This window comes from Aliiglaciecola aliphaticivorans (genome assembly GCF_054782055.1).
Genome location: NZ_BAAGTF010000017.1, coordinates 41,692 through 65,845 on the forward strand (window position 1 = coordinate 41,692; position 24,154 = coordinate 65,845).

Consider the following 24,154-nt stretch of genomic DNA (forward strand, 5'->3'; position numbering starts at 1 on the left):
TTATAATACAGCACCATGATTACAATTTGCTTGGTGTTACGCTTTGTTACAAATCGAAGTAGTTAGTCAACATCCTTCTTAATCTATACTGTTATTATCTATTCAATAACAAAAAGTATATGAGGTTTTAGGTTGATTAATTATTTATTCACCTTGAAAAACGTTAAAATGGCCTCAAATCGTCGCATCGGTTGAAACATTTTAGGTGTTTGTCTTGTCTACTCATCCAGGCCATTCGGAGTTTCGGTGAAAAATTTAATAGAAATAGATAGTTTAACCTTTAAACGCGGTAGCCGTGTAATATACGACAATATCTCGTTGCACATACCAGAAGGTAAAACCACTGCGATAATGGGTCCTAGTGGTATTGGCAAAACAACACTACTAAAATTAATAGGTGGACAGTTGCGTCCCGATAGCGGTGATATTCAATTTCGAGGGGAATCCATTCCAGGTATGTCCCGCAAACGATTGTTTCATGTGCGTCGTCAAATGAGTATGTTGTTTCAAAGCGGGGCATTGTTCACCGATATCAGTGTATTCGATAATATTGCTTATCCTTTGCGAGAACACAGTAATTTGTCTGAAGACCTGATTAAAACCATTGTGTTGTTGAAACTTCAAGCTGTGGGATTGCGCGGTGCGGTTAATTTAATGCCAAGCGAATTATCAGGTGGAATGGCTCGTCGTGCAGCCCTCGCTCGAGCAATCGCTTTAGACCCTGAGTTGATATTGTACGATGAACCCTTTGCTGGGCAAGATCCTATTTCCATGGGGGTTTTGGTTAAACTGATAAAAGAATTAAATAACGCGTTGAATTTAACCAGTGTGGTCGTTACCCATGATGTAAATGAGGTAATGAGTATTGCTGATCACGTTTACATTTTGGCCGAAAAGAAAATTATTGGTTCAGGAACGCCAGAACAAATTAAACAAAGTGATTCAGCGTTAGTTCAACAATTTTTACGTGGTGAAGCAGATGGGCCTGTGCCATTCCATTATCCTGCGAAGTCGCTGGAGCAAGAATTTTTAGGGGTGAGTTAGTGGATTGGTTAGCGAAACTTGGACAATCAACACTGGAGCGTTTTGCGGCCATTGGGCGCGCGACGGGGATGTTGTTAGGCGCACTATTAGCAGCCCCGCAAATTAAAAATATCTCGTTAACCATTAAACAAATTTATGTGGTAGGTGTGCAATCGCTTTCCATCATTATTGTTTCTGGTTTATTCATCGGCATGGTAATGGCTTTACAAGGTTATACTATCTTGGTGGATTATGGGGCAGAAGGTAGTTTAGGGCCAATGGTTGCCTTGTCTATTTTGCGAGAACTTGGGCCAGTTGTAACAGCTCTTCTTTTTGCCGGGCGAGCGGGCTCAGCTTTGACAGCTGAAATTGGTTTAATGAAAGCCACTGAGCAGCTGAGTAGTCTAGAAATGATGGCCGTTGATCCCTTGCGCAGAGTCGTCGCACCACGACTTTGGGCTGGTTTAATATCAATGCCTATGTTAACTCTGATTTTTAGTGCCGTAGGTATCCTAGGTGGACACCTAGTTGGCGTAGAATGGCTTGGTGTGGATGTGGGAAGTTATTGGTCAATTATGCAATCTACGGTGGAATGGAACGAAGATGTGATGAATGGTGTCATTAAAAGTGTTTTCTTTGCATTCGTGATTACTTGGATAGCTATTTTTAAAGGGTATGATTCAGTGCCTACATCAGAAGGTATTAGTGCAGCAACGACACAAACAGTGGTGTATTCGTCATTAGCTGTACTTGGATTAGATTTTGTTTTAACCGCAATTATGTTTGGAATAGAGTGAGGAAATAAGCATGACATCAAGGAAAGTTGAAGTATTAGTTGGATTGTTTGTTGCCCTGGCAATTGCTGCCTCGTTAATGTTAGCACTTAATGTCGCCAGTCAAGGTACTGTAGGGCAAGGCGATACCTATACCCTGTATGCGAAGTTTGACAATATTGGTGGTTTAAAAGAACGTTCTTCGGTGAAAGTAGGTGGAGTAGTGATAGGTCGAGTAGAAAAAATCGCGCTCGACCCAAAAGACTTTACTCCCGTAGTTACCTTAAATATCTCTACTGCATATGACCAGTTTCCTGAAACGAGTTCTGCCTCTATTTTAACGTCAGGTTTATTAGGGGAGCAGTATGTGGGATTTCAACCAGGCTTCACTATTGATGATATCGAGAACTTAGCCGACGGCGATTATATCGCTGATACTAAGTCAGCTCTGGTATTGGAAGATTTAATAGGCCAATTTTTATTTAGTAAAGGCAGTGACTAAACTGCCAATCTCGTTGGGAATAATTATGAGAAACAGATTTTTGATAAAGTTAGCGTCAATCGCATTATTGGTGGTTGGACTGAGTGCCAATGGGCAAACCATTGATGAAACGAACCCTTACAGCATGGTAAAAGATGTTGCGAGTCAGACATTCGACCGAATTAAACGTGAGAAACAAAAAATCACTGAAGACCCGGAAGTGTTGCGTGCCATTATGAAAGAAGAATTGTTACCCCATGTGGATTACAAATTTTCTGCGTTTAAAGTATTGGGAAAATACGTCACTAAAGCTGAAAAATCACAGCTACAGGAATTTGTCGCGGTTTTCAGAGAATATTTGGTAACCACCTATGCTGTGGCTATGGGTTATTACGATGATCAAACCGTCGAGTTTGAACCTGAGTCTGATTTTGAGAATGAGCGTAGCGTCACCGTCCGAGCCATCGTCAAAGACGGCGAACGTCCTGATATTAAGATTGCGTTTAAAGTCAGAAAAGACCGAAAAACCAATGAGTGGAAGGCCTACGATATGGTTGCCGAAGGCATTAGCATGTTGTCTTCGAAGCAAAGTGAATTCGAAAGTATTTTACGCCAACAAGGGATCGATAAAGTTATTGAGCTAATGCGCGAAAAAATTGAACAACCAATTTCACTTGAAAAGAAAGAGGCTTAAGTGACTGAGCAATCTAACCTTGTTGAGGTTACTTCATCCGATAACGGCGTATTTCATTTAAAAGGTGATTTAAATCGTGAAACGGTGATGAAGTGCTGGCCGCAGCAAAAAAACGAGATTCAATCTAGTCAGGCCAATGGGAGCAAATTAAAGGTAGATTTTGCTGAGGTGGATCAGGTTGATACGGCTGGGCTGGCTTGGGTTATGGAATTGTCGAAAAATTGTCAATCCGCAAATGTCGCGCTGGAATTGCTTAACTTGCCCGAAGGATTAATAAAACTAGCTAATTTAAGCAACGTTAATCGTATTTTGTCGATACAATAGCCGAAATTTATAAAGTGAAAGAGAGCAAATGGATAATCAACAAATAGCAGCCCTGCTTAAAGAGCAGTTAGAATTAAGCGAAGTTCATGTAACAAGTGAAGGTTCGCATTTTCAAATCATCGCAGTGAGCGACAAATTCGAAAACATGAGTCGAGTCAAAAAACAGCAATTCATTTATGGCCCATTAAAAGAGCAGATTGCTGATGGCACCATGCATGCCATTTCTATAAAAACCTTTTCTGAAAAGCAATGGCAACGTGAACGTATGTTCAACGTGCCTCAATAATTTTATAAATCATGGATAAACTTAGTATCAATACCAGCCTCGGCCTGCAAGGAGAGGTGGTGATTTCTGGCGCAAAAAATGCGGCTTTACCCATTTTGATGTCTTGCATATTAGCTGACTCATCGTGTTTTTTCGATAATGTTCCAAATCTCAGAGATATCAATACCAGTATCAAGTTATTGGCTGGTTTGGGAGTTAAAGCCAAACGCCACGATAACCAAGAATTAGAATTGGATGCAAGTCAAATAGACAATATGACCGCTTCATATGAACTGGTTAAAACCATGCGTGCATCGATTCTTGTGTTGGGCCCTTTGTTAGCCAAATACGGTAAAGCGAATGTGTCTTTACCAGGTGGTTGTGCCATTGGAGCGCGTCCGGTGAATTTGCATCTAGAAGGCTTAAAACAGATGGGTGCGAATATCAGTGTTGATGCTGGATATGTTCGCGCAGAAGTAGAAGGGCGCCTTAAGGGGGCTCACATCTTTATGGATATTGTGAGCGTAGGTGCAACTGAAAATTTGATGATGGCCGCTACTTTGGCTGAAGGGGAAACTGTCCTAGAAAACGCTGCACGGGAGCCTGAGATCGTCGATTTGGCCAACTGTTTAAATCGCATGGGGGCAAAAATAACTGGAGCGGGTACTGATAGCATTAAAATTGTTGGCGTGAAACGTTTGCAAGGGTGTCACTATCGGGTTTTACCCGACAGAATTGAGACTGGGACATTCTTAGTTGCTGCGGCAGTAACCGGCGGCAATATTCGTTGTGTCAACGCGGCTCCCCATTGCTTAGACGCGGTATTGTCTAAACTAACTCAAGCTGGCGCTGAAATTGAGACTGGCGAAGACTGGGTGTCATTGAATATGCATGGCAAGCGTCCTCGAAGTGTCAATATTAAAACGGCTCCTCACCCTGGATTTCCCACCGACATGCAAGCACAATTTGTAGCGTTAAACTGTGTCGCGGAAGGAAACGGTGTGGTCACGGAAACGATATTTGAAAACCGATTTATGCATGTCCCTGAATTACAACGGATGGGGGCTAAAATATCCCTTGAGACTAATAACGCGGTGTGTGAAGGGGTAGAGCAACTCACTGGCGCTCAGGTGATGGCAACGGATTTACGGGCCTCGGCTAGTTTAATCATTGCAGGTTTAGTGGCAAAGGGGGAAACCATCGTTGACCGTATTTATCACTTAGACCGTGGTTACGAACATATTGAGACCAAATTGACAAAATTGGGTGCGAATATCAGGCGTTTTAGTTAGCCAATATTGGACTGATCATTTCAAAAGCGAAGATGACCGGTACCACTAATACCATCAACAATAACAGTGCAGCAACAGAGATCACGAAAACCCGCCAATTAGATTGGAAGGTGAATGAATCATTTTCGATTATTTGTGGCTTGCTGCACTGGTATTGAATGCTTAGCTGTCGAGCAGCAACACAATAAGCTACGGGCAAGACGGTGTTTGGGAAATTATCGGGAATAAATGGTAACAAGCAAACAAAAATAAAACATAAAGATAAACCCCATATTAAGGTTTTTTGTGCCTTATCAAATTGATTTAATCCTGCAAAATTCTGATATAAAAAATATACCGCCGCAAGGGGACCACCGAAAAATGCGCCAACTGTAATTTGATTTGGTGAGTACATGGGAATGATTTTAGCAGCTGCTAATGTGCCTATATCACTTTTGGGTGTACTGTAAGGGTTGTCCATGTTGATTATTTTCCCTGTTAAGTATGATGGCTAGATAAATTGTTCATTCGCCCCCAGCTATTTGCCCTGCGGGTTTTAAGAGCTGGCTTCACCTACGGTGACTTTAATATTCATCACTTTACCATTGCGGGAAATAGATAAATCTAACTCTTCACCAGGACGACTCTTGGCAATCATGTCAAATGTCTGATCTAAGGTTTCTAATTCCACTTGATTCATGGATAGGATAATGTCGAATTGTTGCAAGCCAGCAAGCTCTGCAGGCCCTCCTGAGGCGACCTCGGTCACAATGATACCTGCTACATTAGGATCGATACCGCCGGTAAAGCCAAGTTGTCCATGGGTAGCTTTACCATTTTCGATTATCTCATCCATAACGCGACGGGCTAACGTATATGGCACGGCGAAAAAGATCCCGTTTACGTCTATTACTCTGCGTTGACTATCTAATGTTTTAAAGTTGGCGTTATTAATTCCGATTAATACGCCGTTACTATCGACCAAAGCGCCACCTGAGTTACCTTCGTGCATTACCGCATCGGTCTGAATAAATTCTCTAAAATTTTGGGTGATGGTGTGACCAGAGCGGCTAATAATACCTTGGGTAATTGTTTGCCCAATATTCAGGGGATTACCTATGGCTAAAACCACATCTCCTACCCGGGTTTGTGGATCTTCAATTTGCGGAATAACTTGCAGATTATCAGCCGTTATTTTTAGCACAGCTAGGTCGGTAAGTTCATCGTATCCTGCCAGTTCTGCGGTCACGCGACGACCATCGGGAAGGCCCACAATGGTGCTTTCAGCGTTTTGAATAACATGCCAGCACGTGAGGATATAACCGCTTTCGGTCATAATTACGCCTGAGCCTAAACTGGTGCGGCTGACCTGTCGACGCCTAACAATATCAATACTACTGCTATAGATGTTGACGACAGCGGGGGCAGAGCGACTTATCGCGTCATAATAACTTTGTTTTTCAGGTTCAGATTCACTGCGATTAAACACATCGAAACTCAGGCCACTACCTCGTCTTAGTTCTGGCACTAATACTAATATAAGCGCTGAGATGATTAATCCCAAAGCTACGGATTTTGTTAAAAATTGGAGCCAGACTGGTATTTTCACGTGGTAGATCAAGTTAAATGACTGATTATTAAGAGTAACACTGAATAATCATTGATGGTAGGTATCTTGATAGGATAAAAGCATAACAGCCCTATATTTTTCGGACTGTTATGCTTTAAAAAGTGACAATATTTAGCGAATGACTAAATACAACGAAGTTTTACCACGTTGAACGTTAAGGGCTATAACGCCATCAGATTCGTCCATTTGTCTGCGTAAATCCGCCACAGTAGTGACTCTCGCTCTGTTAACACCCACGATTACGTCACCATCTTGCAAACCGATACTGGCTGCAGGTGAACGATTTTGAATATCGGAGATAACGACGCCGTCATTGCCGCGAGCTGTTTTTCCGTTAGTTAACGTTGCCCCCTCTAATGCTGGGTGAATTTCACGCGCTGCAACCACTGCTCCTGTCGCATCACCTAACGTCACTTCGATGTCGCGGGACTTACCTTTTCTTAAAATGGTTAGTTCCACTTCAGTTCCGGCTCCCATAGTGCCTATTTTTGCACGCAACTCTTGGAAACTGGTTACGGCTAGACCATTAATGTGAGTGATTATATCACCTGATTCAATGCCACCTTTTTCGGCCGCTGAATCAGGGCTGACTTCACTTACAAATGCGCCTTTATTAACATCAAGATTCATTGCATCGGCTAATCCAGCATCAACATCTTGGCCAATAACACCTAACAGGCCTCGACGCACTTCACCAAATTCAATAATTTGATCCACTAAACTTTTCATCATGTTGCTTGGAATGGCAAAGCCAATTCCAACATTTCCGCCGTTTGGTCCAAAAATAGCTGTGTTGATACCAATTAGCTCACCACGAAGGTTCACCAACGCACCACCAGAGTTACCTCGGTTGATGGCCGCATCAGTTTGAATGAAATCTTCGTAGCCACCGATATTGAGGCCAGAACGTCCTAAAGCACTGACGATTCCCGATGTGACGGTTTGATTCAGACCAAAAGGGTTACCGATGGCAACAACAAAATCACCAACCCTTAATTTATCAGAGTTAGCCAAAGGAACCGCGTGTAAATCTTTTGCTTCAATTTGCAGCAACGCGATATCACTTTGTGCGTCAGCACCAAGCTTCTTAGCTTTTAATTCTCTTCCATCGGTTAATTTAACGGTAATTTCGTTGGCGTTGTCGACCACATGGTTATTCGTTACCACGTATCCTTGTTTTGCATCAATGATGACGCCAGAGCCCAAACCTTTAAACGGTCTTTCCTGCACTTGTTCATCGGAACCACCAAAAAAGTGACGGAACATTTCCGGGACTCGTTGCCTTGATACTTGTGTACCTTCCACTGCGATGCTGACAATAGCTGGGGTGGTTTCTTCTAACATAGGTGCTAGGGTTGGCACCTCATTTTTGTCTGAAGAGAAGAATGGTAAAGCGGCATTAGCCGACATACCTATAGAGGCCGTCCCAACAATAATGGCGGTGGTAAGTACTAAACGATTAACAACTTTTTTCATCGTAGATTTGTCTCCAAAGAATTCAACTAAAAATCAAATTAACGTAGTTAACCTAAACTCGGGATAAGAAGCGTTACCTAAAAAGACTCTTATTGCCATTCATCAATGCTGTTGGGTTAGCCAACAAGCTCAAAGAGTAAGGCCTCTATAAACATACGGCTGTAAACAAAAAAGATAAATATCGAGTTACCCTACTTATCCCTAGTTTAGGTCATTTAATCAAATGACCTAACATTGGTGTGCAAAGTTCAGATTAAATTACTTCTCGTCGACGACTTGCTTATTTTTTGCGTCAGTGAACAATCCCGTGCGTTCGCCAGAAAAGTCTTTGGGTTGAAACTCTGTGTTTTCCGACTTACGTTTGTGTTTAGATTGTTGATGACCAATGTAAACCGATGCTTGTTCACCAAAGTAAGTAAGCTTATCGTCGTCATCCGATTGACTTCTTTCTATTGCACTTTCAAACGCATCCAACTGTTCTGATAAGCCTTCACACTGATTTTGTAAAGCAGTCACAATATCGCGAGTTTGATTGATGTGATCAGAAGCGTTTTGCGCCATAATTTCTTTCGCTGTATTCTCATCCTGTTTCGAAGTTTGCTGCGCTAGTTTTCGTTCAACAAAGAATTTTGATATAAAAAAACCAAAAATGATGCCTACAACTAATAGCAATAGCCCTACTATCCAGTCCATAATGTCTCCAAATTATATTAATGCTTTACTTAATCATACTCGCTTAGCAAACTATGCGGACAATTTTTTTTTGATCAAGATGATTTAGTAACAATTTTTAATATTAGCGGATGTATATGAAAACGCCTTGGGAAAAATACCAACAGGATCTGAAAGACCCTGAATTTCATTTCGATGCCGCTCAAGAGAATGCGGTAAAAGAATTACAACGACTTTTTGAAGAACTAACACAGCCCAGAAAAAAACTGACCTGGCGAGTCAAGCTTGCGAGTAAGTTTGGAAAAGGGATGCATAAACCAAGCATCCAAGGTGTCTATTTTTGGGGTGGGGTAGGTCGTGGTAAAACTTATTTAGTTGATACTTTTTACGATTGCTTGCCGTTTAAAAATAAAATGCGCATTCACTTTCATCGATTTATGCATCGAGTCCACGAAGAGCTCAAATCCCTCGGTGGTAAAAGTGATCCTCTTAAAATCGTTGCCAATATCTTCGCCAAAGAAACCAAAGTCATCTGTTTTGATGAATTTTTTGTGTCAGACATAACCGATGCAATGATTTTGGGAACCTTGATGGAAGAGCTTTTTGCCAGGGGAATATGTTTGGTTGCGACTTCTAATATTATTCCCGATGAACTGTATCGCAATGGTTTGCAGCGCGCACGATTCTTACCCGCGATTGAACTAATAAACCAAAATTGTCGAATAGTTAACGTAGATTCTGGAGTTGATTATAGAATGCGGACCTTGGAGCAGGCCGAAATCTACCACTATCCGTTAGACAAAGTAGCGAATCAAAACTTAGATAAATACTTCGCCCAGCTCTCCCCTGAAATTGGTGGTGTAAAACGAGACATTGAAATAGAAGGGCGTAAAATTCCTTCTTTGAAAGATGCAGATGGCATAGTTATGTTTGAATTTAGGGCTTTATGTGACGGTCCTCGGAGTCAAAACGACTATATGGAGTTAAGCCAATGTTACCATACAGTGCTACTTGCCAATGTGGAGCAAATGGGCAAAGAAATTGATGATGTCGCGAGAAGATTTATTGCAATGGTTGATGAGTTTTATGAGCGAAACGTGAAGTTAATCATTTCTGCAGCGGTTCCAATGGAGCAACTTTATAGCCAAGGACAGCTTAATTTCGAGTTTCAACGTTGCTTAAGTCGATTGAAAGAAATGCAGTCTCACGATTATTTAGCAACACAACATTTGCCCTAGACCCACTACTCTAGGTAGAATTCATTGAATAAGTTATTAATTTCAGATTAAAGAGCTCAAATATAATGGGAAGAAAGTTCGAAGTTCGTAAAGTCTCTATGGCAAAAACAGCCGGAGCAAAAACTAAGGTTTACTCTAAATACGGTAAAGAAATTTATGTTGTAGCGAAAAACGGTGGAACCGATCCTCAGGCAAACTTGTCCCTACGACGACTTATCGATAAAGCCAAAAAAGACCAAGTGCCAAGCCATGTAATTGATAAAGCAATTGATAAAGCAATGGGTGGTGCGGGTGAAGATTATGTACCCGCACGATATGAAGGTTTCGGTCCAGGTGGTTGTATGGTTATCGTTGATTGCCTTACCGATAATCATAATAGAACGATCACCGATGTTCGTAATTGTTTTACCAAAACTGGCTCAAAACTAGGTGTTGAAGGAACCGTTGGACACATGTTTGATCATCAAGCTGTTTTTGCATTTAAAGGCGACGATGAAGATGCCGTATTAGAAGTGCTAATGGAAGCCGATGTTGATGTGACCGAGGTTGAATGTGAAGACGGCGTTGTTACTGTGTATGCTCCTCATACTGAATTCAACAGCACACGTACCGCATTGACTGAAGATAATGCTGATATTGAATTTGAAGCTGAAGAAATCACCTTCATCCCACAAACAGAGTCAATTGTAAGTGGTGAGGATGTTGCTGTGTTTGATAAATTTATGGATATGCTAGAAGACTGCGATGACGTTCAACACGTTTACCACAACGCAGTTGTAGAGCGTGATTAATATACACGTTAATCTGTTTACTGAACGATAGTCACTTATCTAATTAGTGGTAAAAATGCCCTCATATTTGCAGGGCATTTTTGTATGTATGGAAAACTCATTTTTTAGTACTCCATGTGGTTATAAGGTAATTTAACCCACTTAACTTCTTGATTGAAAGTCCCATCATAACCTTTGTCAAAAGACGCGAATCCCATTCCCATAATTGATTCTCTTTTTTCACATTTATTGTCAGTATTAAAGGCTTAACAAGACACCCATGATAGTGGCAAGCTTAACAAGACACCCATGATAGGGAGGCTTAACATGACACCCATGTTTAGCCATACTGAGTGCACCAAAATCTGTACCGTCTGTGCCGAGTAATTTAAGCAAGCTAAAACCTTCGCCGGTATCCAGGGGGATGCGAAAGATGCAATAGTCAATTATATGAAGGCTATGTCTGCCAATGAAGATGGTCGCAGGTCCCCACTATTTAATCAGATAGGTCTGTTACAAGCTAATTTGAGCACAGAATTATTTAAATAAAAGGTGTATTTAGGATGTGTATTTATTGTTTTGTAGCATGTAAACTAATCCCATGGTTTTATTTTTTTAAGTGTATACCGTGAAAATAAATACGTTTACTAATTTTACTTATCGCGCTTTGACTTATATGGCTCTCAAGGAAAATGAGCTTGTTACTACAATGGAAATTGCAAACGCATATGCAATTTCATACAACCATTTGAAGAAAGTAATGACGAAGCTCGCTGAATCTGGATACATAACAGGAATAAAGGGGCGAAGCGGTGGGTTTAAATTAGCGAGACCAAAAGAAGCGATTAATCTTGGGGAAGTATTTAGAATGACCATTGAAAACGTTGCAATAGCCGAATGCTTTGCATCACCAACCAATCAATGTGTAATTTCTCCAGATTGCAAATTGCGTCATATTCTTCAAGATGCAACCTCTCGTTTTATTGCCGAACTTGATCAATATACCTTGCTTGACTTAGTGCAAGGTAGAGAAGGTGCGCTAGCTTATCATCTAGAGCTTGATGTTATTAATGTAGAATAATTAGCATTCGTTCGTCACTCAGCTACTGTTATTTCCTTAGTTCCTACTAATCGTAAAAATCGATTAGAAGAATCGAAAAAATATAATTTAAAAGTATATCTAAAATGCCTATTATTTAAATGTAGATTTGATATACTTATTTAATATTTTGGAGATTATTATGACAACTGATACTGAAACTCAAGCGCTAGCTACCGTAACTTTCCCGCAGTTAAACAAGCCAGCACCGGACTTTAATGCAAAAACGACTCATGGCCAGCGTTCTTTAGCTGACTATAAAGGTAAATGGTTACTTCTTTTTTCACATCCAGCAGATTTTACACCTGTGTGTACAACTGAATTTATTGGATTCGCGAATGCGGCCGACAGATTTTCTCAAATGAACACAGAGTTACTTGGTTTGTCAATTGATAGCATCCACTCTCACATTGCTTGGATGCGTAATATTAAAGAAAATTTTGGTGTAACTATTCCATTTCCAATTATTGAAGACCTGTCAATGCGAGTGGCTAAGTCTTACGGCATGGTTCAGCCAGGCGCTAGCGATACGTCAGCAGTACGCGCTACCTTCATAATTGACCCAGAGGGCATTTTACGAGCAATGCTTTACTACCCAATGAGTAACGGTCGGGCAGTTGACGAATTTATTCGCTTGGTAGATGCGTTGCAAACGAGTGATGTTAATAGTTGTGCTACACCGGAAAATTGGAAACGTGGAGAAGAAGTTATCGTTCCTCCTCCGCACACGTTAGAAGACGCTAACTCCCGTGAAGGTCAAGGCTATAACTACGTTGATTGGTACTTTAGCAAAAAAGCACTTTAAATTAGTAACAACGACTATCTAAAAGCAGAGTGAAGCGGCGTTACGACGTCGCTGTTCTTTTTCAATTGTAGTTATAGGAGAATGATTATGTCTAATCAATTTCATGTTGAGTCCTTTTTAGATAATGACAGTGAAACCTTCACTTATGTAGTTAGTGATCCTACAACACGTAAAGCCGTTGTTATCGATCCCGTTCTCGATTTCGAGTACAGCGCGGGTCGTGTTCACACAACTAGCGCTGAAGCTATCGCCAAGTATATTGATGAAGCTAAATTGAACGTTGAATGGGTATTAGAAACGCATGCACATGCCGACCATTTATCAGCAGCTCCATTTTTCAAGGCCAAATATAATGCCTCTATAGGTATTGGTAAGCACATTACAAAAGTTCAAAAAACCTTTAAGGCCTTATTTAACCTTGAGAAAGAATTCCTGCCTAACGGAGCACAGTTTGATCGACTTTTTGACGAAGGTGACGAACTTAACGTTGGTAGTCTGACATTCAAAATAATGCATGTTCCTGGTCATACCCCAGCTGATATTGCTTACCTGTTGAATAATCAATGTGTCTTTGTTGGCGATACTATGTTTATGCCTGATGTAGGAACTGCACGTTGTGACTTTCCTGGCGGTGATGCCGCCACACTTTACGATTCGATCCAACGGATACTTGCACTTCCCAAAGACACAATAATTTACGTTTGTCACGACTATCCAACTGAGCTTAGAACACATGAATGCGCTGTAACGGTTGCTGAGCAAAGAGAATTTAACATTCACGTAAAAGCGGGTAACTCTAAGGCTGATTTTATTGAAATGCGAGAATCAAGAGATGCGACTTTAAGCATGCCTCGCCTTATTCTCCCGTCAATTCAAGTGAACGTAAGAGCAGGCAGCTTACCGCCACCTGAGACCAATGAAGTGCGGTATTTGAAAATACCAATCAACCAACTGTGAGGTTTGTCTATGAAATCGGCACAACAATATATTAATGAAGTTAGAGCAGAGATTGATGAAATATCAGTCGAAAATTTACATACTTTATTATCACAAACTGAATTGATTTTAATTGACGTAAGAGAGCATGAAGAATTCATCGCGGGACATATTTTAGGGGCGGTAAACTTTCCTCGTGGAGTATTAGAAAACAAATTATGTGATCATCCTGCTGTTTCACATCATTGTGACAGTTCACTTGCACTTGATGATTTGTCTCAACGCAATATATATTTAATTTGTAGAAGTGGTGGCCGCTCAGCTTTAGCCGCCCGTTCATTGGAAAATATGGGGCACTCAAGCGTATTATCCGTTGCTGGGGGGATGATTGCTTGGGAAAAGAGTCAATTCCCAACAGTTATTTAGTAAATTAATTTTTTGCGCCTATTTTACCAAGTTAACTTGGTATCTATTATTTGAAATTTCAAAGGAAACACTATGTTGAAGAAGTTAAGTTGGATCTATGTATGGAGTATGGCCATATCAGCGATAATATCGACCCATGCTCTGGCTGGACCCGAGTCGTTTGGCCCGGGGTCGGTGATTACAGGTTATGGTGATATTGCAAAAGTAGCTGATATGATCCCAATATCACCTGATGCAACATTTAATGTAGCTTTTGATATTACGGCCCAAGCCGAGCCTGGGGAAGTTAATCGCAGTCTTAATAGTTTAGCGCGGTTCATTAATATGCATGTTGGCAATGGTGTGAAATTAGAAAACATCCATTTAGCTGCCGTTATTCATAGTAAAGCGACCTACGATTTATTAAATAACATTGCCTATCAAAAAAAATTCCAAAAAGACAATATCAATGTAGACTTAATTCGCCAGTTATTGGCGAATAATACACAAATATTCCTATGTGGTCAGGCATCTACAAAGATGGGGATAACTAAAGATCAATTAGTACCAGGAATCAAAATTACTTTATCTGCAATGACGGCGCACGCCTTATTGCAACAGCAAGGTTACACTTTGAATCCGTAACTAATTATGGGAACCCAAACTGTTGATAAAGAAGTGTTATTAACTAATTTCCCTTATCCCATAGGTTATTTTCAATAAGCTAGTGAGTCTATTATTGAGTCAGAATTTTCGTCTGACTCAATAGTAAGAAATAGCTAACTTATAAGCGCCTAAGTATTTTTTGTTGGCGTATTTTAAATACTATCGAACACTGCGCTATGCTAGTGTTTTTATATTATTGTCGATGGTTTTCATTTAAATTTAAGGCTGTGTAATTGAAGGTTTTAAGCATAATTACTCTCTCCCTTTTCTGTTTATTTAGTGCCGTAAGTTATGCTGATGCGGATTCCGGGGCCGCCATCGCTAACGTTGGTGATGGCAGTGGCGCGCCATGTGCTGCTTGTCATGGGATGCAAGGAGAAGGGAATCAAATGGCTGGTTTCCCTCGTCTGGCCGGTTTGAGTCAAGGCTACCTAGTTAAACAGTTAAATGATTATATCGAAGGGCGACGCATCAGCCAGATAATGGCTCCTAATGTGAATGATCTCACCTCAGAACAGGTAGAAGAAGTTGCCACTTATTATGCTAATTTACCGGTGACTAAGAGTGAAGCTTTAACTGTTGCTCCTTCTGGGATTGGAAAAATCTTAGTGGAAAGCGGTGATTGGCACAATTATTTACCACCCTGTGCCAGTTGTCATGGTGTCGATAGTGCTGGTGTCGGTGCTGTTTTTCCGGCGCTTGCTGGTCAACATGCAACGTACATAATGCAGCAGTTACAAGATTGGAAAACAGGGACACGCAATAATGATCCTCTTGGTTTAATGTCAAACATAGCCAAACGATTAAGTGACGAACAAATTCAAGCGGTTGCGCATTATCTGACTAGCTTAGAACCTAAAGCAACCAAAGCTAAGAGTAGTATTAATGACTAGCGTAAAATCACTTATTATTAATGGGTTAATCTTAATGTTTTGTTGCAGCGGTGTGTCTGCGGCACAAACGTCAGTTTCTGGAGTAATACTCCCAGACGCGAAACCTGGCCAATATATACATAACCCTCCCACGATTGAATCATTGATAAAGAATAAAAAAATAAATCCCGAACTTAAGAAAGTTATTCTAAAGGGATATGATATTTTTATGAATACCCAACAATTTCGCGGGAAGTATGTATTTAACCAGTTAAGTTGTAAAAGTTGTCATATGGGGGAAGGTGGATTGGCGTGGTCTGCTCCAGTTTGGCCAGCGGCAACGACTTTACCTGACTTTCGGGGGAAAAATGGCCATGTTAATTCGATAGAGGAGAGGATTGCCGGGTGTTTTTCTTATTCACTTAACGGCATCCCTCCTGCTTATGATAGTGCTGATATGCTGTCTTTAGTTGCATATCATTCTTGGTTGGCGACAGGCGCACCTATGTATGAGAATAATATTGCGGGGCGAGGTTTTAGCTCTCTTGGCAAAACCAAACCTGTATTCTTGAATGATGCTGTTGGTGAAAAGCTATACCAGGCTAAATGTGCAATGTGTCACGGTGACAATGGTCAAGGGATTGAGCAAAATGAACGGCTCGTATTTCCACCGTTGTGGGGTAACGGTTCTTATAATTGGGGGGCCGGTATGTCACGTGTTTTCACCGCAGCATCCTTTATAAAAAACAATATGCCTTTAGGTTTACCTGGTAGTTTGAGCGATGAAGAAGCATGGCAACTTGCTTGGTTTATCAATGGTCACGAACGGCCTCAAGATCCTCGTTTTACAGGGAGCGTTGAAAATACTCGAGAAGGTTTCTATAACTTCCATCAACATACTCGTTATGGGACGGTAATAAATGGTGTGCTGTTGGGCGATCATCAAAATAGTGGAGAGAAACCAAACTAGTTAACGGTCATTTGCTAGCTTCTGTTCTTAGCAAGCCGCGTTTATTCGTATTCCTATGTTTCTCTTTGCATTAGTTAACATCCAACTGGTACCTCTGAGCTAGGTTAACGTCTACAGTTTGGGCTTAGTCCTTTCATCCCCCTATTCAAACGTTTGTCTAATCTAACTACATTGATAACGCTATTTACGCTTTATCATCCACGCGTACCGCCAATACATCTTGTTTTACGCCTTGTAAAACTGCATTGGCAGTTGATCCAAGGAGCAATTTAAGGCCACTGCGACCATGGGGCTTAACATGACACCCATGTTTAGACAGAGACAGTGGGGCTTAACATGACACCCATGTTTAGATAGCGGTGGCTTAACATCGGTGGCTTAATATGACACCCATGAATAGGTTTAACATCGCGCCCATGAATAGCTCACCGTGAAGACCCCATTGCTTGTGATTACGATTAGCAAGGTGAAGTTAGTGCGCAAAAAAAAGACCGACGGGGTGAGCCGTCGGTCTCTTAATTGATTAAAATTCGGGTGAAGGTTATCCACCCTTATAACTTATCTTTCTCCAACTACCACTTCAAATGAGTTGCTATTATATGGCGTATTGGCTTCGACAATAGCACCTGCTATCGGTGCGGTATCAGCAGTATCTGCATTGGGATCTAAGGAGTTACCTACGGTGTAGGTTTCAAAATCGTCACTAAATACTTCAACTTCTGAACCTGAGTCTGATGAATACAACTTAACGTCATCAACAATCAAACCAAAGGCCGTTACATCGCTGGTACCGCCAATTCTGAAGAATACAGTTTGTACCCCATCTTTTATCGCTGAAAGGTCGGCACTGGGTGAAGAGAATTCACCTTCGAACGCGACTATTCCGTCGATTGTTACGGTGACCAATGGGGCGACTGTATCGCTTGCAGCGGTTGCATCCCAAGATATTTCGAAATCAATATCTTGGCCTTCTGCAAATCCAGCCGTTGATCCGCCACCACTAGAAGAACCATCAGCGCGCAGGTCATAATCATCGCCACTAATATCTAATGAAATATATGCTATTGCGTTACTGGTACTAGTACTAGAACCGAATATTGCTATTTGCGCATCTTCCGACGGGTCTTCAGCTTTAGCACCGGCTTCTCTTTGCACTGTGGCTGTCATTCTGCCTTTTACAATGGCATCATCCGGCTTATATCTTAATTCTCCCGCATCTTCAGTCGAGGAATCAGTAATAATTGCATACTGACTATTTTCTTCTGTGCTTCCCGTCTCCACAACAAAAGCTTCAAATGAGTTGCTATTGTATGGGGTGTTGGCTTCAACAATTGCATCTGCAATAGGTGCAGTATCTGCAGTATCTGCATTGGGATCTAAGGAGTTACCCACTGTATAGGATTCAAAATCGTCACTAAATACTTCAACTTCTGATCCTGTGTCTGATGAATACAACTTAACGTCATCAACAATCAAACCAAAGGCCGTTACATCACTGGTACCGCCAATTCTGAAGAATACAGTTTGTACCCCATCTTTTACCGCTGAAAGGTCAGCACTGGGTGAAGAAAATTCACCTTCGAACGCGACTGTTCCGTCGATTGTCACGGTGACCAATGGGGCGACTGTAGCGCTTGCAGCGGTTGCATCCCAAGATATTTCGAAATCGATATCTTGGCCTTCTGCAAATCCAGCAGTAGAACCGCCACCACTAGAAGAACCATCAGCGCGCAGGTCATAATCATCGCCACTAATATCTAATGAAATATATGCTATTGCGTTACTGGTACTAGTACTAGAACCGAATATTGCAATTTGTGCATCTTCCGACGGGTCTTCAGCTTTAGCGCCTGCTTCTCTGTGTACCGTTGCAGTCATTCTACCTTTTACAATGGCATCATCAGGTTTAAATCTTAACTCGCCCGCATCTTCCGTGGAAGAATCAGTGATTCTTGCGGCTTTGTCTGACCCTGTATCAACCACTATGGTGCCGTTAATAGTGATAACCAATTCTGCCGTTGTTCCGTCGACAGATTCAATGGTGATTGTGTCGGTTTCACGTTCGCCTACTTCAAGGGCTGCGATTGTTGGATCGGCAGTATCAAGGGTATAAGTCCAAGAACCGTCTTCTAGTATTGTTAGCAAGCCATATGTGCCTGTAATCGTGGATTCAACGATAAAGGCTTCACCGGCATCTGGATCAATTACACTAACAGTACCTGTTAACGGTACAGAAGTATCACTTGCAACTGTTGCAGTTAAATCGAAGAAAGCTGCAGGTGTGGGTTCCGCAGAGCCATCGCCAATGTCAAAAACCGCAACTTCCGAGTAAATAGCTAAACCGTAAAGACTACTATCACTATCTAAAGTTTCGCCTATATCATAACTTTCGAAATCATCTTCAAAGACACTTTCGGTGCCATCTGTATCGGAATAAATCGCAATATTGTCAACATAGAATGAACCAAAAGGTATGGTTCTGTCGTTATCACCAAATCTAAATTGGATAACTTGTACGCCGTCAGCAAACCATTGGTCTAAATCTGTGAAGTCTGTATCAACAACGGCTGCTGTTGAGAACGAGCCACCTCCAATAACTTCACCGTCTATAGTGACTGTTAGTTGTTCTGTTGCGTCTAAATCCCAGGCTATTTCTACATCATAAAACTGCTCTTCAACGAAGGGAGCTGTAATCATAATCCCTGGGTAAGCGTCGCTGTCGGTGTTACGCACTAAGAAACGAGGATCTATCGGATTTCCGTCTGCATCAGTTTGACTGCCTTGAATACGTAAATCGATTAGTGATTCACTAGAACTACCTGAAGAGCCGTAAAGCGTAATATAGGCATCTTTGTTGTTACCATCACTACCCAGGGCGACTTCTTTAGAAAATGAGGCACTAAGTTTACCTTGACGCAAGTTATCGACGCCAAATCTAATTTCACCAGTATCATCACCGGTGTCAGAAATCTGAACCACTTGAGTTAGGGCTGCGATACGAACATCAATGTCAGCTGTGGTGCCATCTATTGTTGAAATAGTAACAATGTCGTTGACGGAGTTACCTACTTCAAGACTAGCCACTGTGTCATTTGCAGTGTCGACTGAATAAGACCATTCACCGTCTGCGGTAATACTGAAAGTACCATAATCAAGCACGACATCTGTTTGCTCGATGAAAGCATCTTCTTCAAAGTTTGGATCTGTGACAGTAGCGGATGCTGTAAACGTATCCGTTGAAGTATTCTGCACAGTCGCACTTAGCACTCCACCTATTATTGCGGTAACGGGATCATTATTGTAGCCAATTGCGGCACCAATTACGTCAAGTAGGCTTACATCAACGTCACCTGCAACTTCTGAAGTGGTTTGCAGGTTGGTTTGTGCCATTTCAAATGCATCTAAGGTAGTATCAGAATAGGTACCGTCTGCGATGTCGGTAACTAGGTCGGCTAAAATTGCAGCTAAATCTTTATCCCCATCGTCAGCATCTAGCTGTGACAAAAGGGCTAATACAGAACCGTATCTGTCGGCATTTTCTGCTCCATCTGCGCCAAGGGCTTCAACGCCAACTGTGGTAGGAGCAATCTCAGTGACATCAAAGCGAATGCCAAAACGGGCATTAATCCCTTCAACAACTGTCGCAAAATCATTTAAGTTAGAACCTGAGGATTGAACAGCCATTTCAGTCAAAGGAGAGACAACATAGGTTGGTGGTGGTTGCACATCGCCATTCTCATCAATTGTACTTTCAACTACATCCACCACAGATCTAAGCATAGGCGCATCTAAGGTTTCACCTGTAGATTCGTCAGTATAAGTACCACCAGTACATGAAATCAGTCCGTTGCCTTCGAAATGCACATCCGCAAAAGTCACTTCACCTGTATCTGTAGTCGTCGCAGTAGCTTGCGCGGGCGAAACTGCTGCTCCGCTATCATCTAGTGCATAAATGTCACAACTTGCTCCATTTACGGGCCCCTTAACGACGTTAGCTGTTACATTGAGTGTCGGGTTGATCGTGGGAGTGGATGCACCCACTCCTTCGGTGAAACCTGCATTATCAGTATAATTAGCAGACACCGAGACAACCGTGCCTTCGTCGGCTTCGGTAATAGTGTATGTGTCGCCTGTCACGCCTGTTGACCAAGCATAAGTGATTGGACTTTCAATTCCATCGGCATCAGTAACCGTTGCTGTTAGTGTAGCGCCGGCGAAAAATTCGCTACCGGAGATTGCGACACTTCCGCGAGTATTGCCATCCAACTCAGCCTTATCACCATCAGTACAACCTACTAAGGCTGTCATGACGACGAGGGGTATAAGTTTTTTCTTAAACATGCTTTCTACTCCTGAAAATTATTCTTTTATTTCGCATAGCTAGCAAACAAAATTGGCAGTTTCCATGTGTATCCTAACTATGCATTGTGCGTGATTAATATTTAAAGCTGATACCTGCGAACAAACGAGGACCGTAGTCATTCACTTCACCCGTATTACCGATGGTGAAGAAATCTTGAGACTTAGGTTCACTGAACAAGTTAATTGCGGATACTTTTACACGGAAATGTTTATTGATTTTATAAGAAGCACGCGCTTCCCAGACTCCAGCTTCATCAACAAAGCGAAGTCTGGTGCCGTTACTTGTATATGGCTGGAAGTACTCGCTACGATACTTGTAGATTAAAGCAGTATCGAAGTCACCGATTTGGTAATAGACTTGCCCGCTGAATACATGTTCTGAGAATCCTGGAACGTTACCAGGCTCTACAATGCCTTCTTTTAGTTGAGTGGTTACACCGTCTAGATCTGTAACGAAAGTATCTCCGTAAAGGCTATCTTCAAACTCGTAGTCTGAGTCTGCATAGTTGTAGCCTATTTTAACCCCTAATCCATTATCCCAGCGATATGCCAACGACATTTCTAAACCGAATAAGTCACTGCTTGTATCAGTGGTTACTGAGTTGGTAATGGGTAATCCAACTTCAACTCCATCTATGGTGAAGCTCTCTAATTCTGTTTGTTGCTGGAAGCCACCATTAAATTGTTTGTAGTAAAAACCAAATGCAACGATTGAGTCTTCATTAGGATACCACTCAACTGCTACATCGTAGTTCCATGACATGAGAGGTTTAGTGCTTGGATTGCCAGACCCATTCACCCCTGTTAATAATTCTTCCCGTGAAGTTGCTTCAGCTTGGTCGTCGGTTTCGATTGTGCGGTCATAACTTAAATCCGCAGGATCGGCGCGAGACATACCACGATAAACCCCTGCTCTAAATAGAATGTCTTCGCTATAGTCGACTACCAAGTTGAAACTAGGTAGCACCTCAGTGTAATCACTTTCTGAAACCGCGCGTTCAATATCACCTGCTACTGAAGAGCTCCATAAATCAGTTAACGGATCTTGCGTAAACACATAGCCTTGTCTAAAGCCGACAGATGTGACTTCAGTTTTTACAACACGAACACCGAAGTTACCTCGGATGAACTTACCCAACATTTCGGTATCATAGCTAGCCATAACGTATGCCGCTGAGGTTTTCTCAGTTACGTCAATTGTACCTTGATTTTCATACTCTACATCTGGATAACCAAACGCCACCCCACCAGAAGCAGCCACTGCTTGTGAGAAGCATACGTTGTCATAGGTGGCCCATGAAGAGCCAGTGCCACTGCTATTAACATTACCGTCGCTGTCTACGTTGGTAACAAGATCACCGTCAGATACGCCTGATAAGAAGCCTGATTCAGGAAAGTCAATTTGACAACTTTCAAGCACATCGATTGGGTTCGTTACGGTTTCATCTAAGTTAACCTCGGTTCTAGAACCGTTACCGTTACTTCCACCGTATTGAACAAAAGAAAGTTCAGATACGCGTAATCCACCTTGAATACTGGTGAAGGCTCCGTCTTCTAATGCATAATCGAAGTCAAGTCTAGCTGAAGTAATTTCATTATCCCGAACGTTTTCACGGTCAAGACGGGTGCGTAAACTATCTGTAAAATTAGAAATATCAGTTACATCGAAGTTGGTGACCGTAAAGTTCGGTATTTGTTCACCCATATCCCAAGAAATGAATGGACGACCCGCAGTTCTGCCGCGGTTGGATATTTGTAATTCCTCACGCTTGGTTTGCGAATATGAAATATCGCCACGAATGGTGAGATTGTCATTTACATAATGTTCGACATTTAAACCATATCCACGGTAGTTTTCTTCTCGAGAAAATTGCTCTCCCGCAGATTCAATGCGTTCTTCTCCTTCCCAGTGTAAAATACCGCCAACACTGTTAGTAATTAAATTCTCTCCGGTTACGCCAGGCGTAACACGTTTCTGTAAGAAGATTAAATCGTGACGTGCTTCTGCTTGGGTGCGATCAGAAATTTGTGCGTCGAAATTGATATCCCAAGCTTCATTTGGTTGAAATTGTAACCCTAAAAACAAAGCATCCCTTTCATCAGATGTTTCGTTTTGACGGAAACTACGGCTTGAGCCAGTCCACGCATATGGGGTACCGTAATCGATTGCTCTGCCGGTCTCAGGATCGATTTCAGAATTGTAACCTTGGTTACTACTTCCACTAACTTGGTCTTCACAGTCGTTAGCAGCGCCGCGGAAAAATCCTTCATTCGTATTTGTTGGATCATTTAAACAAGCCCATAACGATGAACCTGAAGGACTAGAGCTACGATATTCAGCTTCTGGTTGACTGATATCTTGACGTTGCCAACCCACGGTTATACCTACTGCAGCTCCGTTATCAAAGTCGAACTGGTCAACATAACTTATTGTACCTCGGTAGCCCAAATCGCCTTGGAGTGAGTTCTCGACGTCAGCTTGATCTGGGTTATAGTTAAGTTTTGCTTCAGCTTGAAAACGTTGTTTGCCGTAATCTAGTGGTTTAAGTGTTTCTAGGGTTATAACACCGGCAACACCACCCTCTATCATAGATGCGTCTTGGGTTTTATAGATAGCCACTTTTTTCATTAGCTCTGATGGGAACTGGGAGAAGTTAACTGAACGGTCACCACTACCATTTGTCGCCTCACGACCATTTATGTGCGTGGCGCTTAAAAAGGGACCTAAACCACGAATCGTAATTTCAGTGGCTCCACCATTCTCACGGTGAGATGCTGCACCTGTAATCGACTCTAATGCTTCACCAATTGAAAGTGCTGGTAAATCGCCTATATCTTCAGCAGATAACCCGTCTACAACAGTCGTTGCTTCACGTTTTATTGCAATTTGGTCTTGAATTGTTTTTCGGGTACCAACGACATTGATAACTTCGACGTTGTCTGCATTGTTTTCATCTTCAGTAGGTGAATTTTGTGCGGTTGCTGAAAACGCAAATGAGCCAGCTACAGAAGCAAAAATTGCAGCCTTAACCCATTTTGCGGCGGGGGTAAGTGTAAAAAGCTCTTTTTGATAGACTAATTTGGTGTTGTTCCCTGATATCAACGACATATCGAGTTCTCCGTTGGTTTTTAATGCGGACATATGGTCGCGGTTCGCTTGTTAAGATGATGTTACCTTATTGTTACATGGTAATATACTCAATGAAAACCAATATATCAACCAATCGATATAAATTATATTACCAAACTTGTAAGTGATTGTATTACCAACTTCATTACCATTTTGCGTGGATGTTGTTTACCAAACTTGCTTAAATAAATAGGGAAGGGTGTACACTAACTAAGCACAACCTCTTCTCTTATTCAGGACATCCATACTAAGAATTTTATAAATAGCCTTAATGAGTAGATCCTTAACGAGA

General features: G+C 41.7%; 22 protein-coding genes and 1 pseudogene. 16 read left to right on the forward strand and 7 right to left on the reverse strand.

Features of this window, described 5'->3' with window-relative positions; translation table 11 throughout:
* The first annotated feature begins 246 nt into the window (after nucleotides 1-246).
* From ACYVIL_RS09290 to murA, 7 genes are read left to right on the forward strand one after another with little or no spacing between them, the layout of a single operon-like run.
* Complete coding sequence (locus tag ACYVIL_RS09290) at nucleotides 247-1,044, forward strand: ATP-binding cassette domain-containing protein (RefSeq protein ID WP_303475938.1); 798 nt, start codon at nucleotides 247-249, stop codon at nucleotides 1,042-1,044.
* Complete coding sequence (mlaE, locus tag ACYVIL_RS09295; RefSeq protein ID WP_303475936.1) at nucleotides 1,044-1,820, forward strand: lipid asymmetry maintenance ABC transporter permease subunit MlaE; 777 nt, start codon at nucleotides 1,044-1,046, stop codon at nucleotides 1,818-1,820. The genes ACYVIL_RS09290 and mlaE overlap by 1 nt, the downstream gene beginning before the upstream one ends.
* A 10-nt stretch (nucleotides 1,821-1,830) precedes the next feature.
* Nucleotides 1,831-2,298, forward strand: a complete 468-nt coding sequence (gene mlaD / locus ACYVIL_RS09300; protein ID WP_303475935.1) for an outer membrane lipid asymmetry maintenance protein MlaD — start codon at nucleotides 1,831-1,833, stop codon at nucleotides 2,296-2,298.
* Between the two features lie 25 nt (nucleotides 2,299-2,323).
* A complete protein-coding gene (mlaC, locus tag ACYVIL_RS09305) occupies nucleotides 2,324-2,971 on the forward strand; it encodes a phospholipid-binding protein MlaC (protein WP_460312285.1) in 648 nt (215 codons plus the stop codon).
* Complete coding sequence (locus ACYVIL_RS09310; RefSeq protein ID WP_303475931.1) at nucleotides 2,972-3,295, forward strand: STAS domain-containing protein; 324 nt, start codon at nucleotides 2,972-2,974, stop codon at nucleotides 3,293-3,295. It abuts the gene before it with no gap.
* 28 nt (nucleotides 3,296-3,323) lie between these two features.
* On the forward strand, nucleotides 3,324-3,581 hold the full coding sequence (locus tag ACYVIL_RS09315; protein WP_303475928.1) for a BolA family protein: 258 nt from the start codon (nucleotides 3,324-3,326) through the stop codon (nucleotides 3,579-3,581).
* Between the two features lie 11 nt (nucleotides 3,582-3,592).
* On the forward strand, nucleotides 3,593-4,852 hold the full coding sequence (gene murA, locus ACYVIL_RS09320; RefSeq protein ID WP_303475925.1) for a UDP-N-acetylglucosamine 1-carboxyvinyltransferase: 1,260 nt from the start codon (nucleotides 3,593-3,595) through the stop codon (nucleotides 4,850-4,852).
* Here the strand turns inward: murA and ACYVIL_RS09325 are convergent.
* From ACYVIL_RS09325 to ACYVIL_RS09340, 4 genes are all read right to left on the reverse strand, one after another.
* Nucleotides 4,845-5,312, reverse strand: a complete 468-nt coding sequence (locus tag ACYVIL_RS09325; RefSeq protein WP_460312286.1) for a hypothetical protein — start codon at nucleotides 5,310-5,312, stop codon at nucleotides 4,845-4,847. The genes murA and ACYVIL_RS09325 overlap by 8 nt on opposite strands.
* A 75-nt stretch (nucleotides 5,313-5,387) precedes the next feature.
* Entirely contained in the window at nucleotides 5,388-6,395 is a 1,008-nt protein-coding gene (locus tag ACYVIL_RS09330; protein WP_303475922.1) for a trypsin-like peptidase domain-containing protein, read from the reverse strand.
* Nucleotides 6,396-6,572: 177 nt separating this feature from the next.
* On the reverse strand, nucleotides 6,573-7,937 hold the full coding sequence (locus tag ACYVIL_RS09335; protein WP_460312287.1) for a DegQ family serine endoprotease: 1,365 nt from the start codon (nucleotides 7,935-7,937) through the stop codon (nucleotides 6,573-6,575).
* A 258-nt stretch (nucleotides 7,938-8,195) separates the two neighbouring features.
* Nucleotides 8,196-8,630, reverse strand: coding sequence for a ZapG family protein (locus ACYVIL_RS09340; RefSeq protein ID WP_303475917.1), 435 nt, complete (start codon nucleotides 8,628-8,630; stop codon nucleotides 8,196-8,198).
* Nucleotides 8,631-8,746: 116 nt separating this feature from the next.
* Between ACYVIL_RS09340 and zapE the strand changes: the two genes are divergently transcribed.
* The 9 genes from zapE to ACYVIL_RS09385 all read left to right on the forward strand — a co-directional run bounded on the left by zapE (nucleotide 8,747) and on the right by ACYVIL_RS09385 (nucleotide 16,370).
* Nucleotides 8,747-9,847, forward strand: coding sequence for a cell division protein ZapE (gene zapE / locus ACYVIL_RS09345; protein ID WP_460312288.1), 1,101 nt, complete (start codon nucleotides 8,747-8,749; stop codon nucleotides 9,845-9,847).
* Between the two features lie 65 nt (nucleotides 9,848-9,912).
* A complete protein-coding gene (locus tag ACYVIL_RS09350) occupies nucleotides 9,913-10,638 on the forward strand; it encodes a YebC/PmpR family DNA-binding transcriptional regulator (RefSeq protein WP_303475912.1) in 726 nt (241 codons plus the stop codon).
* Between the two features lie 607 nt (nucleotides 10,639-11,245).
* Entirely contained in the window at nucleotides 11,246-11,698 is a 453-nt protein-coding gene (locus ACYVIL_RS09355) for an RrF2 family transcriptional regulator (RefSeq protein ID WP_303475907.1), read from the forward strand.
* A 160-nt stretch (nucleotides 11,699-11,858) separates the two neighbouring features.
* Nucleotides 11,859-12,521, forward strand: coding sequence for a peroxiredoxin (locus ACYVIL_RS09360; RefSeq protein ID WP_460312289.1), 663 nt, complete (start codon nucleotides 11,859-11,861; stop codon nucleotides 12,519-12,521).
* A gap of 87 nt (nucleotides 12,522-12,608) precedes the next feature.
* On the forward strand, nucleotides 12,609-13,478 hold the full coding sequence (locus tag ACYVIL_RS09365) for an MBL fold metallo-hydrolase (protein ID WP_303475901.1): 870 nt from the start codon (nucleotides 12,609-12,611) through the stop codon (nucleotides 13,476-13,478).
* A gap of 9 nt (nucleotides 13,479-13,487) precedes the next feature.
* On the forward strand, nucleotides 13,488-13,883 hold the full coding sequence (locus ACYVIL_RS09370) for a rhodanese-like domain-containing protein (RefSeq protein ID WP_303475899.1): 396 nt from the start codon (nucleotides 13,488-13,490) through the stop codon (nucleotides 13,881-13,883).
* A 72-nt stretch (nucleotides 13,884-13,955) separates the two neighbouring features.
* Complete coding sequence (locus ACYVIL_RS09375) at nucleotides 13,956-14,507, forward strand: DsrE family protein (protein WP_303475896.1); 552 nt, start codon at nucleotides 13,956-13,958, stop codon at nucleotides 14,505-14,507.
* A 254-nt stretch (nucleotides 14,508-14,761) separates the two neighbouring features.
* Nucleotides 14,762-15,421: a c-type cytochrome gene (locus ACYVIL_RS09380; protein WP_460312290.1), complete on the forward strand. Its 660-nt coding sequence runs from the start codon at nucleotides 14,762-14,764 to the stop codon at nucleotides 15,419-15,421.
* On the forward strand, nucleotides 15,414-16,370 hold the full coding sequence (locus tag ACYVIL_RS09385) for a c-type cytochrome (protein ID WP_460312291.1): 957 nt from the start codon (nucleotides 15,414-15,416) through the stop codon (nucleotides 16,368-16,370). The genes ACYVIL_RS09380 and ACYVIL_RS09385 overlap by 8 nt, the downstream gene beginning before the upstream one ends.
* 184 nt (nucleotides 16,371-16,554) lie before the next feature.
* Here ACYVIL_RS09385 and ACYVIL_RS09390 read toward each other — a convergent pair.
* From ACYVIL_RS09390 to ACYVIL_RS09400, 3 genes and pseudogenes are all read right to left on the reverse strand, one after another.
* A pseudogene (locus tag ACYVIL_RS09390) lies at nucleotides 16,555-16,659 on the reverse strand (universal stress protein); the annotation flags it as partial.
* Nucleotides 16,660-16,928: 269 nt separating this feature from the next.
* Nucleotides 16,929-20,711 carry a VCBS domain-containing protein gene (locus tag ACYVIL_RS09395; protein ID WP_460312292.1) on the reverse strand — a complete coding sequence of 1,261 codons (3,783 nt, stop codon included), beginning with the start codon at nucleotides 20,709-20,711 and terminating at the stop codon, nucleotides 16,929-16,931.
* Between the two features lie 94 nt (nucleotides 20,712-20,805).
* Nucleotides 20,806-23,841: a TonB-dependent receptor gene (locus ACYVIL_RS09400; RefSeq protein WP_460312293.1), complete on the reverse strand. Its 3,036-nt coding sequence runs from the start codon at nucleotides 23,839-23,841 to the stop codon at nucleotides 20,806-20,808.
* Nucleotides 23,842-24,154 lie beyond the last annotated feature (313 nt).

What these genes read in the sequence shown, in the direction of transcription:
- zapE (WP_460312288.1), top strand. Translation starts at nt 8,747, where the DNA reads ATGAAAACGCCTTGGGAAAAATACCAACAGGATCTGAAAGACCCTGAA.
- ACYVIL_RS09385 (WP_460312291.1), top strand. Translation starts at nt 15,414, where the DNA reads ATGACTAGCGTAAAATCACTTATTATTAATGGGTTAATCTTAATGTTT.
- ACYVIL_RS09375 (WP_303475896.1), top strand. Translation starts at nt 13,956, where the DNA reads ATGTTGAAGAAGTTAAGTTGGATCTATGTATGGAGTATGGCCATATCA.
- ACYVIL_RS09395 (WP_460312292.1), bottom strand. Translation starts at nt 20,711, where the DNA reads ATGTTTAAGAAAAAACTTATACCCCTCGTCGTCATGACAGCCTTAGTA.
- ACYVIL_RS09325 (WP_460312286.1), bottom strand. Translation starts at nt 5,312, where the DNA reads ATGGACAACCCTTACAGTACACCCAAAAGTGATATAGGCACATTAGCA.
- mlaD (WP_303475935.1), top strand. Translation starts at nt 1,831, where the DNA reads ATGACATCAAGGAAAGTTGAAGTATTAGTTGGATTGTTTGTTGCCCTG.
- ACYVIL_RS09340 (WP_303475917.1), bottom strand. Translation starts at nt 8,630, where the DNA reads ATGGACTGGATAGTAGGGCTATTGCTATTAGTTGTAGGCATCATTTTT.
- ACYVIL_RS09365 (WP_303475901.1), top strand. Translation starts at nt 12,609, where the DNA reads ATGTCTAATCAATTTCATGTTGAGTCCTTTTTAGATAATGACAGTGAA.
- ACYVIL_RS09400 (WP_460312293.1), bottom strand. Translation starts at nt 23,841, where the DNA reads ATGTCGTTGATATCAGGGAACAACACCAAATTAGTCTATCAAAAAGAG.
- ACYVIL_RS09350 (WP_303475912.1), top strand. Translation starts at nt 9,913, where the DNA reads ATGGGAAGAAAGTTCGAAGTTCGTAAAGTCTCTATGGCAAAAACAGCC.
- murA (WP_303475925.1), top strand. Translation starts at nt 3,593, where the DNA reads ATGGATAAACTTAGTATCAATACCAGCCTCGGCCTGCAAGGAGAGGTG.
- ACYVIL_RS09370 (WP_303475899.1), top strand. Translation starts at nt 13,488, where the DNA reads ATGAAATCGGCACAACAATATATTAATGAAGTTAGAGCAGAGATTGAT.
- mlaC (WP_460312285.1), top strand. Translation starts at nt 2,324, where the DNA reads ATGAGAAACAGATTTTTGATAAAGTTAGCGTCAATCGCATTATTGGTG.
- ACYVIL_RS09360 (WP_460312289.1), top strand. Translation starts at nt 11,859, where the DNA reads ATGACAACTGATACTGAAACTCAAGCGCTAGCTACCGTAACTTTCCCG.
- ACYVIL_RS09315 (WP_303475928.1), top strand. Translation starts at nt 3,324, where the DNA reads ATGGATAATCAACAAATAGCAGCCCTGCTTAAAGAGCAGTTAGAATTA.
- ACYVIL_RS09335 (WP_460312287.1), bottom strand. Translation starts at nt 7,937, where the DNA reads ATGAAAAAAGTTGTTAATCGTTTAGTACTTACCACCGCCATTATTGTT.